This window comes from Polynucleobacter sp. HIN8 (assembly GCF_030297615.1).
Classification (GTDB): Bacteria; Pseudomonadota; Gammaproteobacteria; order Burkholderiales; family Burkholderiaceae; genus Polynucleobacter.
The window spans coordinates 562,767-575,226 of the sequence record NZ_AP028139.1; the positions used below are offsets into that span (position 1 = coordinate 562,767).

At 38.0% G+C, this 12,460-nt stretch carries 12 protein-coding genes and 1 tRNA gene; 5 read left to right on the plus strand and 8 right to left on the minus strand.

Going from position 1 to position 12,460, the window contains the following annotated elements; all coding sequences use genetic code 11:
- Window positions 1-164: 164 nt before the first annotated feature.
- Window positions 165-542: a c-type cytochrome gene (locus QUE65_RS03010; RefSeq protein WP_286281806.1), complete on the minus strand. Its 378-nt coding sequence runs from the start codon at window positions 540-542 to the stop codon at window positions 165-167.
- A gap of 326 nt (window positions 543-868) precedes the next feature.
- On the opposite strand from QUE65_RS03010, the gene cfa reads away from it, so the two are divergent.
- Window positions 869-2,092 carry a cyclopropane fatty acyl phospholipid synthase gene (gene cfa / locus QUE65_RS03015; RefSeq protein WP_286281808.1) on the plus strand — a complete coding sequence of 408 codons (1,224 nt, stop codon included), beginning with the start codon at window positions 869-871 and terminating at the stop codon, window positions 2,090-2,092.
- Window positions 2,093-2,154: 62 nt separating this feature from the next.
- On the opposite strand, the gene QUE65_RS03020 is transcribed toward cfa, so the two are convergent.
- The 3 genes from QUE65_RS03020 to QUE65_RS03030 form a co-directional block, all read right to left on the minus strand.
- On the minus strand, window positions 2,155-2,436 hold the full coding sequence (locus QUE65_RS03020) for a cupin domain-containing protein (RefSeq protein ID WP_286281809.1): 282 nt from the start codon (window positions 2,434-2,436) through the stop codon (window positions 2,155-2,157).
- Between the two features lie 34 nt (window positions 2,437-2,470).
- Complete coding sequence (locus tag QUE65_RS03025; RefSeq protein WP_286281810.1) at window positions 2,471-2,896, minus strand: organic hydroperoxide resistance protein; 426 nt, start codon at window positions 2,894-2,896, stop codon at window positions 2,471-2,473.
- Window positions 2,897-2,963: 67 nt separating this feature from the next.
- On the minus strand, window positions 2,964-3,458 hold the full coding sequence (locus tag QUE65_RS03030; RefSeq protein WP_286281812.1) for a hypothetical protein: 495 nt from the start codon (window positions 3,456-3,458) through the stop codon (window positions 2,964-2,966).
- 410 nt (window positions 3,459-3,868) lie between these two features.
- Between QUE65_RS03030 and QUE65_RS03035 the strand changes: the two genes are divergently transcribed.
- A complete protein-coding gene (locus QUE65_RS03035) occupies window positions 3,869-4,891 on the plus strand; it encodes an HD domain-containing phosphohydrolase (protein WP_286281814.1) in 1,023 nt (340 codons plus the stop codon).
- Window positions 4,892-5,050: 159 nt separating this feature from the next.
- Here the strand turns inward: QUE65_RS03035 and QUE65_RS03040 are convergent, their stop codons facing one another.
- On the minus strand, window positions 5,051-5,923 hold the full coding sequence (locus tag QUE65_RS03040; protein WP_286281815.1) for a Crp/Fnr family transcriptional regulator: 873 nt from the start codon (window positions 5,921-5,923) through the stop codon (window positions 5,051-5,053).
- Window positions 5,924-6,458: 535 nt separating this feature from the next.
- On the opposite strand from QUE65_RS03040, the gene QUE65_RS03045 reads away from it, so the two are divergent.
- Window positions 6,459-6,773, plus strand: a complete 315-nt coding sequence (locus QUE65_RS03045; RefSeq protein WP_286281816.1) for a DUF1840 domain-containing protein — start codon at window positions 6,459-6,461, stop codon at window positions 6,771-6,773.
- 310 nt (window positions 6,774-7,083) lie between these two features.
- Here QUE65_RS03045 and QUE65_RS03050 read toward each other — a convergent pair whose 3' ends face one another.
- Window positions 7,084-7,350, minus strand: coding sequence for a hypothetical protein (locus tag QUE65_RS03050; RefSeq protein WP_286281817.1), 267 nt, complete (start codon window positions 7,348-7,350; stop codon window positions 7,084-7,086).
- Window positions 7,351-7,500: 150 nt separating this feature from the next.
- On the opposite strand from QUE65_RS03050, the gene QUE65_RS03055 reads away from it, so the two are divergent.
- Window positions 7,501-8,238: a Crp/Fnr family transcriptional regulator gene (locus QUE65_RS03055; protein ID WP_286281818.1), complete on the plus strand. Its 738-nt coding sequence runs from the start codon at window positions 7,501-7,503 to the stop codon at window positions 8,236-8,238.
- 552 nt (window positions 8,239-8,790) lie between these two features.
- Here QUE65_RS03055 and QUE65_RS03060 read toward each other — a convergent pair.
- Both QUE65_RS03060 and QUE65_RS03065 read right to left on the minus strand, forming a co-directional pair.
- Window positions 8,791-8,862, minus strand: a tRNA-Pro gene (locus tag QUE65_RS03060).
- Between the two features lie 276 nt (window positions 8,863-9,138).
- On the minus strand, window positions 9,139-11,634 hold the full coding sequence (locus tag QUE65_RS03065) for a cation-translocating P-type ATPase (RefSeq protein WP_286281819.1): 2,496 nt from the start codon (window positions 11,632-11,634) through the stop codon (window positions 9,139-9,141).
- 291 nt (window positions 11,635-11,925) lie between these two features.
- On the opposite strand from QUE65_RS03065, the gene QUE65_RS03070 reads away from it, so the two are divergent.
- Complete coding sequence (locus QUE65_RS03070; protein WP_286281820.1) at window positions 11,926-12,372, plus strand: surface-adhesin E family protein; 447 nt, start codon at window positions 11,926-11,928, stop codon at window positions 12,370-12,372.
- The last annotated feature ends 88 nt before the right edge of the window (window positions 12,373-12,460 follow it).

Below are 12,460 nucleotides of genomic sequence, written 5' to 3' on the forward strand. Positions count from 1 at the left end.
CATTAAGCATCTGCTGATGGTGTTTATTTCTAATAATTTGAAAATTTATTTATGTCTGATTAAAGTTTGAATTGGTAATTAGTTTACCTTTAATGCAACTTTAGCTGCTTAATTTAGCTTCAAGGAAAATTTTCAAAGACTTATTTTTTGATTATATTTCTATCTTATTTTTCTTGTAATCTACTGATGTACTCTAAAAGAAGAAGTATTCGACTTTCCGCATAGATCTCAGTAAAGTAGACATCCCCAACATTCATTTCATAAGCCTCTAATTGGTATATTTGACCCCATGCGGGCATGTCACTTCGGTCATGAATAGGTATCGATCCCTCCCAGAGACTTTGATAAATACGTGATATTGGTAAGACACCGCCGTTATTTTTAGAAAGTAAAGTAAGGTCAGAGGGACCATCAATTAAGAAATCAGCTAGCCAGCCATAGCCTCGGCCATCTTTGCCATGACAGCTTGCGCAGCGTGTTTCAAATTCCTGTTTTCCGAAATCTCGTTGATGAATTTTTTGTGCATTACTTGTAGTCACCATAAGTAGACTAAGTACCAAAAAATACATAAGTAAGAGAGTTGATATGAGGTACTTTTTGTAATATGAAAATATCTTCATTAACGAATAATTATTAAATTTCGAATTATTACGCTTTAAGTTCATTTTTTTATATCCGATAACAGGTAGCGCGTAAGTTGTATTTACTATTGTGAATATAAATGATTAAGTTCATTAATCCCATTGCAAAATCAATCAATTATCAAAAATTACGCCTCTTTATATAAGTTAAGAAAGAATAAATTTTGAGATTTATCAAGATAATCTCGGTTGTAAAAATTAGAGTCTTGATATTGAGGGAGAATCTTATGGACATGTTAGTACGAAACTCTTCATTTACTGAGGAAGCGAATTTATCGCTGTTGGTATATGAACTTCTCGGTAATGCTGGAGTTTGCATTAATGGGTCAGATCCTTGGGATATGAAGGTTCATGACCCTAAAACCTATGAAAATATCATATCTAAATGGTCACTGGGCTTAGGTGAATCGTATATGGATGGTCTATGGGATTGCGATCAACTTGATGTGATGCTAACCAAACTACTAAAGTTTGACTTAAATGATCGTGTTCATGGATTAGCAAAGGCTCGCTATGCCTTAGAGATACTTAAGGCACGAATTATTAATTTGCAGTCTAAGAAGCGAGTATTTCAGGTAGCCGACAAGCACTACGATATTGGGAATGATGTTTTTGAATTAATGTTAGATCCATTCATGATGTATTCCTGCGGTTACTGGGAGAATGCTAAGACATTAGCGCAGGCTCAAGAGGATAAATTAAACCTAATTTGTAAGAAACTAAAACTGAAGTATGGTGAAAAATTACTCGATATAGGTTGTGGGTGGGGCGGATTAGCGGAATACGCTGCAAAGCATTATGGGGTAGATGTTATCGGTATTACGATTTCGAAAGAGCAACAACAACATGCAATTGATAGATGTCAAGGGTTGCCTGTAGATATTCAGTTAATTGATTATCGTGATCTTATCGGGAAGTTTGACAAAATTGTTTCTGTTGGAATGTTTGAGCACGTCGGCCAAAAAAATTATTCTACTTTCTTTCAGACCGTAAGCTGTTTATTAAAAGATGATGGAATATTTTTACTTCACACGATTGGAAGTGATGTTACAGTTTTGCGGACCGATCCATGGATTGATCGCTACATTTTCCCTAATGGAAAAATACCATCTGCATCTGAAATTACGCAAACAATTGAAAATGTATTTTTGATCGAGGATTGGCATAATTTTGGTCAGGATTATGACAAAACTTTAATGGCATGGCATCAGAAATTTATAGAGAACTGGTCAAAAATATCGGCAAAGTATGGTGAGCGATTTTATCGTATGTGGACCTATTATTTGTTAGGATGCGCTGCTTTCTTTAGATCGCGTCAAGGTCAATTATGGCAAATTATTCTTACAAAAAAATCTCATCAAGATACTTATCGTTCGATTCGTTCAAATTCTGCATCCAGTTTTGATAATTATCAGGCATTCGTTTCATTTGGGTATAAGAATACCAATTAAGCCAATAGAGTTTGCTATGAAAATTGGCATTAATTCGATCATAGTCCAAATGTCGGCTATGTTCATTTTAAAAAATTATCTTTTCGACTGGCTAAGTATTTAACTCCGATCGGACCATAACTTTCTTGATGCGGTTGCTGATGTTTGAGATGAAAAACATCGCCTACTGAGTAATCTGATTTAACACCATCAATTGTAATTGTCATGGAACCATTGATAACTAATGCTAAAGCCTCAAAATTGTGGGTATGTGTATCCAAACTGCCATTAGCAGGATATTCCACCAGAATGGGTTCCGGAAAACCTTGGTGTGCCAATAATTCATAAAACTCAGTTTGATTCATGGCGCCGCTGTATTACAAATTAAATATTGATTGATTAGGCTAATAAAAGATCAATTTGAATATTGCCACGAGTCGCATTTGAGTAGGGGCAGACTTGATGCGCCGTATCAATCAAGTCTTGAGCAACCGCTAGATCCAGTCCCGGTAATGAAATCATTAATTTCACAGCAATACCAAATCCTTGTGGGATTGGGCCAATATCAACGCTTGCATCAATTGCAACACCATCTGGAACTTCCACTTTTTTTAGTCCCGCCACGTTTCGTAAAGCGCCAATAAAGCAGGCCGAGTAGCCTGCAGCGAATAGTTGCTCTGAATTAGTTGCATTTCCTGAACCGCCCATGGCTTTTGGAAGTGCCAGATTAACATTGAGAAGCCCATCATCACTTGTCGACTTACCATCACGGCCACCCGTAGCGTGGGTGTGAGCGGTATAAAGTATTTTTTCAAGTTTATTCATATGAAGTTAATAACTTGATTACGTTATAAGAAAAAATTATTTTATTTTTACAAAAAATAAATCTTTATTAAGAGTTATTATTTTTTATGGATTTTACATAATCTGCAGCCGCTTGAGCCAACCTCAAGGCTTCGCTGGCTGCCTCCGTCGCACGTTTTGTCGCTAATGCTGCTTCTGCAGAGGCCTCTAACGATGCCGCTTCAGCTTGATCTGCCGCTGCTGTTGCTGCTGCAGCTGCGGCAGCAGAGGCCGCTGCCGCTGCCTGGATTGAAGCTTCTGCAGAAAAATGTGCCGCCTCAACGGCCGCTTCTGCAGCAGAAATTACAGACCGGGAAGCTGCCTCTTTAGCAGCTTTCGCACAGCGGTCGGTAGCCGCTTTAGCATGTTCAGCAGCAAGGCATGCTTTTTTGGCCGCCTCAGATGCGCTTGAAGTTAAGTTTTTTAAAGTTGATAGTGCTTTTATATAACGCTCATTCGTGGTCACATAGCCTTGACGAAGTTTGATAATTTCTTCTTCATGTGCCAATAATTTGGCATTAATTTTTTCTAATTCAGACGACATTATTAGACTCCATACTATATTTTTCCAAAGACATCCAAGTGTTTCGTGACGATGTTGTTGCTTTATCTGAGTGTTTGCTAGCAGGCAAATGATATTTAGTTAGCAATTTGTATCAGGATATCCTTAATTCTAAATTTTGATATATATCAATAAAAAAATAAAAAAGATGAATAAATTACTTGGTATAGAAATTTCAAAGTAATCGTGAGAATAAATTGAACTGGTTCATTACAAATGCATATAAAACTGATAAAGATGCATCACTTTCATGATACATCGTATTGGCACTGATAATCTATCAATTTTTATGAAATAGAAAAAAATAATACTGCTAAAACTAATTCTTAGTGATATTTCCTTACTGCATGATCCAATCCCATAATAAACGTCAATCCCTTTTCAATGACTTTATGGCCAATCAATTAAGTTCAGCAATAGATAAAAACTTAAGGTATACCCGGCTCTTTGAGACTGCGCGCGATGGTATTCTGATTTTGACTTATCCAGAAGGAAAAATTATCGATGCTAATCCTTTTATTCTTGATCTTTTGGGATACAGTCGCAGTGATTTACTGGGAAAGGAGCTTTGGGAAATCGGGCTTTTGGCAGATAAAAAAAAGGCTTTATTAGCCAATAAAGAAATTCTGCAGCATGGCTTTGTTCGCTATGAAGATATTGATCTAGTAAGTAAAAAAGGCAAACTGTTGCCAACTGAATTTATTTGCAACTCATATGATGAGGGCGATAATGTTGTGATTCAGTGCAATATTCGTGATATTTCTGCTCGAAAAAATACTGAAAATGTAATTGAATATGAACGTCGTAAAAATATTTCACAATTAAAAGATGCAATTAGCAGTCTTTCTAATGCCATTGAGCTTCGAGATCCATTTACAGCAGGTCACCAAAAAAGAGTTACTAACCTTGTGGAAGCAATTACGCGTGAACTTAAATTATCGGAGCATGATATTGAAGGCTTATCGCTAGCAAGTATTATCCATGATATTGGAAAAATTAATGTACCGGTAGAAATTTTAACGAAACCATATAGCTTAAGTGAGGTGGAGATTTCGTTACTGCGAGGGCATGTTCACACAGGGTTTTTAATCCTTAAGCCCTTAGTTTTTCCTTGGCCGATAGCTGAGTATGTACTCCAACATCATGAACGCTTAGATGGCAGCGGTTATCCAAATTCGCTCAAAGGAGATGCTATTTCTTTAGGAGCAAAAATAATGGGGGTTGCAGATACGGTGGAAGCCATGTCAAGTCACCGACCGTATCGACATGCGTTGGGGATCGAAACTGCGCTAGCCACCATTAACGCCAATCGGAATATCCTTTTTGATGCTGATGTTGTGGATGTTTGTACTGCATTATTTAAGAAAAAGAATTATCAATTTCCGCAATTCTCTGGTCCTACATTATTCATTTAAGACCGACGCTATAAATAAGTTTACTTTGTGACTAATTATTTACCAATATAAATTTCTCATAAGTATCATCATTGTTACCTCAACGCACCGTTTTTCATGATGCTTTTACTAATTAGTTCAGTAAAGTAGATTTTTTGTATTCACTACTTCAAACTTTAGCTAAATCAAAATTATGGGTTTTATGGGTAAGAGATTTGCATAATTAGGTACTAAAGAATTATGCTTATCATTCAAAGTTAACTTTTGTAAAGAATCATTTGTTTTTATTTTTGTAAACGAGAATTTTTCTTTTGGATTAATAATTTGTGCAAGTTTTTTAAGATTAATCTTACTTATGTTTCTGTTGTTAACCTCTATACATCCAATATTTTCTAAATTTGAAAAACAGCGACTTAAAGTTTCAGCAGTAATCCCTAGATAGCTTTTTAAATCTTCTCGACTCATTGGTAATCGAAATGCGCTAAGTTCGATTTGCAAGGAACGGTGGTGTTCATAAAAATTTAGTAAAAACAATGCAAGTCGTTGTTCGGCTGAGTGGCTTCCTAAAGAAAATATATGTTCTTGTGAATTATTTATTGACCGGCTAAGTAATTTCTCATAGATTTCGCGTATTTTGATTTGAGAATTCATCAAACAATGTAATCCTTTAAATTCAATGGCACAAAGTTCTCCATCTGTTAGGGCAGTCACATCTAATTTATAATGGCCATCTGCTAAGCCATCAGTACCTACTATTTGACCAGGTAGGGCAAAGTGATTAATTTGATATCGACCATCCTCCAATGAATATTCAACTTTACAATAACCAATACGAACGTTATATAAGAAATTGAGTGGCTCTCCATTCCTATAAATAGGGTCTCCTGCTTTTATTTTTATTTTTGTAATATAGTTTTTAGGTAGTATTTCGATCATCGAAAAACTAAGTGTGCCGTGCACACAATGCACACGCGATTTGCAGCCATGGCATTTAGAAAATTCATTTGAATCTTCAAGTGATTTAAGGCTAGATTTAGGTGCTATTAAAGACATTACATGTTTCCCCTTATTTTTTGTTAATAACGAAGTAATTACAAAATCAAGAAGCGAAACCAACTAAATCTATACTTATCACTCTAATATCGAGTCATATTTGAGTATACAGATAATTTCAGAAATTTATTGATAAATATCAATAATATGCAATATAAATTAACGTATGCTCGCTTACGTTCGGTGTAGTCTTTCAAGTAGAGGCTTTAAGGCTTTGAACTAGTTTTTTTAGTTTTCCAAAATTTATTTAGGTATCAGTTAGCTTAGGCGGATAAACCATGAGCACGATCTGTATGTTCGCCGTTCTAAAGGGTGGTATCGAGGATTTCTTAAAATTTCTGATGATTATGGTCTATTTAAAGGGTATCGAAAGGTGGTATTACTGAACATGGCCAATATAGAAGCTGAAATGCAGTTTGTGGTTCGTTATCTAAATATTGCAAGAAGGTGAGGAGTATTTTGATTATTGAAGAGAGATGGTCGTTAGGCGATCAACCCGGCAGTGAACGTATATCTGTGTTGGCAAGGTAAGCGTATGATCTATCAATTCCAAACAAAAAATGCTGCCCCAGTCATCATGCTTGATGACCTAACGCATCGTATTTTCAATGCAATTGAACGTCCATTTGAAACTAAAGGAATTTTTCTTCCAGAACAAATCCCAATATATATTGCTCGCCTTGAAGCGGTCATCGATACTGAAGGAAGTGCTGCATCTGAAATCTCTGATTTTGAAGAGGAGGCGCAGTCAGATGCTAAAGATCCTTTGAGGCAAAGGGGGTATCCGCTGTTGATGCTTTTACGTCAAGCTCTTCAGGATCAAGAACCTGTAGTTTGGGACGTGAACTGATCATCCTAAGAGCTAAACCCGAGGGATTAGGCGACATCACTGCTCGATGTTACAGGGGTTCGCGTATAGCTGTGTCATTCTAAAATTGTTTGTAATGATTGCGTAGGTTTTTCAAAACTATTTGATTTTCTTACCTGTTACCTCAATCAGCATTATGGCTTCCTCTATAAGGGCGCTAAGTATTATCAGCTTCTTTTGACCTCGGAGGGAGTCGATTAAAAAGTTTGATTAAGCTCTATTGGTCAGCAACTCGAATCAAGCAAATTTGATAGCTAATGGCTGTGTCCTAGAGGGCAATCCCTCAATCCCATTATGGTTTGCTGTCTTTCCGTTTGCTATTAGGTTTTTTATCATCGCTCAAGTTTTTGGATTGGCCTTTTTTCTTTTTGGCGTCTTTGTCCTGTCCAGGTGCATATGGTTTAGCCGTTTCTCCAGTCTGCTTTTTTTGACCAGGGGAGGATGGCTTAGCCGATTCGTTGACTCCTTTTTGTTTACCTGGAGGAGTCGGGCCATTACTTTGAGCAAAAGCGCCCGAAGATAGAACGGCGATAGCCAAAGCAAGATGAAGAGGTTTCATAAGAGAGAGTTCTATTCAGGATGAATGTTGTTTTTCTATCAAGATACCTATAAAAATTTAAAATTTATTGATTTTTATCAATTTTTAAATAGCATTCCCAATAAGATCAATACAATATTTAGGTAATTTAACAGTCGGGGGGGGGTAACCATGCCAGTCCTTAAACCGTGTGAATTACAGAGGGAACGCGATCAGGCTAGCGCTTACGTTTCATTTGATCGATGCGCTTTTAGTTCCCAATTCTTCTGCAAAGAGGGGTGTCTGAGGTTTTCTGAGACCCGGATTAAAAAAATCCAAATCAATCAAGGTGCTTACATTTTTCGCGCAGGCGATCCGTTTGCGAACTTATACATCCTTAAAAAGGGCTTTGCCAAACTGGATTTTTCTTTTGAGGATGGGAACTCCCAGATCGCACGTTTTCAAATTCCGGGCGATTATTTTGGGTTAGTTGGCGCTGCTAGTGGTGTGCATCGCTTTAGCAACATTGCGCTTACTGATGTTGAACTCTGTACGATCGATCGCCATACTTTGGGAGAGCTCATAACGACTAATCCGCAATTAAATCAAATGATTCAAGATGGGATGAGTGCACGTATGGCCTCGATGGCGGAGCACTTCTATTATTTAAGCTGCTATTCGGTTGAAAGACGGCTAGCCAAGTTTTTGGTCGATTTTCAAGATCGACTGAAAGCCGTCAATCTAGATCAGTCCTCGATTAATTTACCCATGAGTCGCGAGGACTTGAAAAGTTACTTAGGCACCACTTCGGAGAGCCTCAGCCGAGCATTTTCCTCCCTAGCGGGTTCGGGTTGCTTTAATGTCCAAAATCGCTTGATTTCTGATATCGATTTTGAACTTCTTCAAAAAGTAGCGGACAATGAAAATTAACTATACAGCCCTAGTTTGATTAAACGCTGGTCTTAACGTGTTCCCAAAGTTTTAAATTCACTTACATCATAAAAACTAACAAAATAGATTAATAGCACTTAATCGCGCTTGATGCGTGTTGTTAGAACGGTATCAGCCTGAAGGGTCTTTGGGGTAAAAGGCTTAAACACCTTAGACTCTTTATATAACAAGCTCCCCAACCCGGACTCGAACCAGAGACCTGCGAATTAACGCCATGCTTAAGACGCCAACACACTCAACTTAACAAAAAAAATTTACAGATTAAAAAAGCAAGATATTTTTTTATTTGAAATGTGGATTCCTATGGCAGGTTATACAGCGCTTTTTAAATTCTTACTTACCGATATCCATAGGAAGTGGTCTTTGGGCATTGCTGACTGTCATAAAGATTGGGCCCAATAAAAGGAGTAATGCTAAAAAAATAATTAATTTCTTTGTATTTTTTGGGGCAGATTTATACCTTGAACGCTTATAAAGTGTCATATCGGAAGATGGTCATCCATGATGAAATTAGTTATGTTGGCGGAGTTGGTCAGGTGTGAGGAATTGAACCTCAGCCGCAAGCTATTCCTAGTTACCGTTCGTCCACTGAACTACACCTGAGAGTGGGGCGTAGGTTGCGAGCCTCTACTGCGCACATAGAAAGATTTAATTTATTGCCCCATCAAAAATTAAATCGAAAATCGCAACCTACGTATACTTTATAAAGCGTACATATCAAATAAATTTTGCGATTTATCAAAATATTTTTATTTATTATTTAAGTTACTAGAGCTAAATGTTGAAGTCAAGGGACTGTAAACGAGGTTAAATTAGAAAAGGTAATTTTGTCATAGTTATCCTTAAAATTTATCCCAACTCAGAAATTTGTCAATCAATTCATCTCGTTCTTAATTGGTTTAAGAATTTTATGGTCTCATACCAAATCAATGCCAACCCAGCAGATGCAAGCAAAATCCATATCCCTTCAAAGCTTAATGACGTAAACTGAAAACGCTCTCGCAAGAAAGGCACTGATATAAAGAGTGAGAGTAATGTAGCGGTAATCCCAATAATCCAATATTGCGCAATATTGTGATTTCTTAAAATAGAAAAAAAGTATATCTGTTTAGATCGGCTCACAATCACAAGCAAAAGATTGCCAATCACAAGACCGCTAAAGGCAATCGTATTGGTTAGTTCCTTTGAAATATGGAGTTCTGGCAAACCAAGATAGAGGGCCAAAACGATCGTCATTAATCCAATGCCTTGTAAAAGGGCGATGGAGAGATTCTCTAAACTAAAGATGCGATAGTCTAATTGACGAGGTGGCCGATGCATGATATTCGGCTCCGACGGCTCGGTCTCAAATACGATCGCACACGAAGGGTCAATAATCATTTCTAAAAAGAGGATATGAATGGGCCCTAAAAGAGGAGGTGCGCCAAATAAAATGGGAATAAAAACTGCCCCAGCAATTGGAACATGAACCGCAATGACATAAATGACTGCTTTTTGTAAGTTATCAAAGATCTGGCGACCTTGCTTAATTGTGTTAACAATTGAGCTAAAGTCATCATTAAGCAATACCAAGGAAGAGGCTTCTCGCGCCACATCAGTGCCACGTTGACCCATGCTAATTCCAACATGCGCAGCTTTTAAAGCTGGAGCATCATTTATACCGTCACCTGTCATAGCGACAATTTCGTGATTTGCTTGCAATGCTTTTACAAGGCGTAATTTTTGCTCAGGTCTGATTCGGACAAAGATGCATGTATTTTTGACTGCATCTTGCAAATTCTTGTCACTTAAACGATCAATATAGCTACCGGAGAGGATAGTACTTGTCTTGATTCCCGCTTGAGAAGCAATCGTTTTTGCAGTAATGGCGTGATCCCCAGTAATCATAATTACGCGAATACCCGCAGCTTGGCATTGTTTAATTGCGTCAGGAACCTCTTTGCGCAATGGATCCTGTAGACCAGCTAGTCCAAGCCATTGAAAATGAAAAGAATCGACTGATTTTGGCCACGACCCCCCTTGTTTTTGATAAGTAGCTTTTGCAATACCAAGCACTCTTAATCCTTTAGACCCAAGCTCATGTACTTGATGCTCAATGACGAGTCGCTCCTTGGCTGATATAGAGCAGAGATTCATAATTGCTTCAGGCGATCCTTTGGTGGCAACAAGATATTGCCCAGGTTTATTCGGGTCTTCCCAAATATGAGTTATGGCGGATAGCTGAGGGCTTAAGCCGTATTCATGAACCAGTTGTAGGTTTCTTACTAGCCTTTGGCCCTGGGCAACGCATTTATTCAATTTTTCATGAAACGCCTTCTCCATGGGGTCAAAGGGCTCGATTTCACTAGCAAGCACCGCATAATTCAAAAGCTCTGTTTGCCCGTAACTAAATTGGTCAGGAAAGGGAGGGTCTTGATTGCCCCTCAGTGGCACAAGTTCCTGAAGCGTCATACTATTGAGTGTGAGGGTGCCGGTCTTGTCAACACATAAGGTCGTAATACTGCCAAGGGTTTCAATGACGGACGCACGCCGGGTTAAAACATGTTGACGAGATATGCGCCAAACACCTAAAGCCATAAAAACAGTCAGGATGACGGTGAACTCTTCAGGTAATAACGCCATAACAAGACTTATACCCGTCAGTAATCCATCAAACCATCGTTGATAAATGATGCCTTCAATTAAACAAACTAGAACTGCCAGTCCGATACTTAAAAAAGCAAACCGTCTAATTAGAGCTCGTATATCGAGTTGTAGTGGGCTATCGGGCTCTTCTATAGATTGAAGACTTTTACCAATTTTTCCAATTTCAGTTTTGATGCCAATTGCCTTCACAGTGGCGGCACCACTTCCACGAACTACCATACAGCCAGAACAGACAATATCTCCAATCCCTTTTTCTACAGGTTCAGATTCCCCAGTTAGTAAAGATTCATCAGCTAGCAAATCATTTGATTTAATTAGGGTAGCATCTGCAGCAATTCGATCGCCCTCGGTAAGGATAAGGAGATCACCCATGACCACTTCTTTACCCGCGATGCGTTGCTCCTGTCCGTCGCGCAACACGAGTGCACGAGGGCTGGATAAATCTTTTAAGGCTTCGATGGCTTTTTCGCTTTTGAATTCTTGGTATGCTGTTAGTCCAATTGATAAAACAATAAAGCCTGCTAGTAAAGCAGCATCTTCAAAACTTCCGATTATTAAATAAGTAAAAGCTGCTAAGAGTAGTAAGGCAAACATTGGTTGCGTGATAACACCTGCCAATATCTTGAGAAAATTTTTGCGATCAGCCAGTGGTATTTCGTTTAAACCATGCTGCGCACGCAGATCTTTAACTTGAGCGTAATTTAAACCTTGGTTATTTACGGATAGCACTCTTAATTGTTTCTTGGTGAAAATTATATTTGGGGATAAACCTAAGTAATGCCCTTATAGATGAGACAGTCCATCAACGAAAAATCCTAAGAAAAGTAGAAATATAAAAATTGATTTTTATCAAATCACTTGACCAATTTTATGTAGAAAATTAACAATTAAAAGGATCATGAAAGAAGATGCAATTTTCTTTCAAATATTTTTGAACCATTTGAAATAAATGCACACCTCATTTGCTTATATTTTTTCATGACTATGTAACGAAGTAATTTAAATACTCTGTATGCTCAAATGAAACTAATCAGATCGATCATCGCCGGACTATTACTCTTGTTTGTTACTCAGGCATCATTTGCTCAGTGGGTTGGTATTGCCAGTTCACAGGATCGGGGTGGCTACGATGTTTATTTAGATCCAAACTCGAAGACCCAAGTCGACGAAGGCATGACGTTTTGGCTTCTTTTTGACTTTAAAACACTGCAACAGTATGCCGAGTCAGTATTTCTATCCTATGAAATTGAATTGGAAATTAATTGCCTAAAGCAACAAGGGCGAATTCTTGGATTTGTTGACTTCTTAGAGCCAATGGGCAGAGGGCAACCCAATCGGATATCTTTTGTCCCGCAAAATTGGGTTTCATTAAGCTCAGCCGGTAAAGATGAGCTAATTTGGAGTTTGGCGTGCGAGGGGTCGCCAATTGCATTTGTACGGGGATGGTCGATTGCTAATACGAAATAGTTATTAATTGACTGTCAAGATTCTTCGATGTTAATTGAATAAAGTTAATCTTGTAATTTGATTGCTTGTTAGCATCTGAGCTTCGCCT

Excerpts from the sequence above, each read along its gene's own strand:
- QUE65_RS03010 (WP_286281806.1), bottom strand. The coding sequence starts at position 542 with ATGGTGACTACAAGTAATGCACAAAAAATTCATCAACGAGATTTCGGA.
- cfa (WP_286281808.1), top strand. The coding sequence starts at position 869 with ATGGACATGTTAGTACGAAACTCTTCATTTACTGAGGAAGCGAATTTA.
- QUE65_RS03020 (WP_286281809.1), bottom strand. The coding sequence starts at position 2,436 with ATGAATCAAACTGAGTTTTATGAATTATTGGCACACCAAGGTTTTCCG.
- QUE65_RS03025 (WP_286281810.1), bottom strand. The coding sequence starts at position 2,896 with ATGAATAAACTTGAAAAAATACTTTATACCGCTCACACCCACGCTACG.
- QUE65_RS03030 (WP_286281812.1), bottom strand. The coding sequence starts at position 3,458 with ATGTCGTCTGAATTAGAAAAAATTAATGCCAAATTATTGGCACATGAA.
- QUE65_RS03035 (WP_286281814.1), top strand. The coding sequence starts at position 3,869 with ATGGCCAATCAATTAAGTTCAGCAATAGATAAAAACTTAAGGTATACC.
- QUE65_RS03040 (WP_286281815.1), bottom strand. The coding sequence starts at position 5,923 with ATGTCTTTAATAGCACCTAAATCTAGCCTTAAATCACTTGAAGATTCA.
- QUE65_RS03045 (WP_286281816.1), top strand. The coding sequence starts at position 6,459 with ATGATCTATCAATTCCAAACAAAAAATGCTGCCCCAGTCATCATGCTT.
- QUE65_RS03050 (WP_286281817.1), bottom strand. The coding sequence starts at position 7,350 with ATGAAACCTCTTCATCTTGCTTTGGCTATCGCCGTTCTATCTTCGGGC.
- QUE65_RS03055 (WP_286281818.1), top strand. The coding sequence starts at position 7,501 with ATGCCAGTCCTTAAACCGTGTGAATTACAGAGGGAACGCGATCAGGCT.
- QUE65_RS03070 (WP_286281820.1), top strand. The coding sequence starts at position 11,926 with ATGAAACTAATCAGATCGATCATCGCCGGACTATTACTCTTGTTTGTT.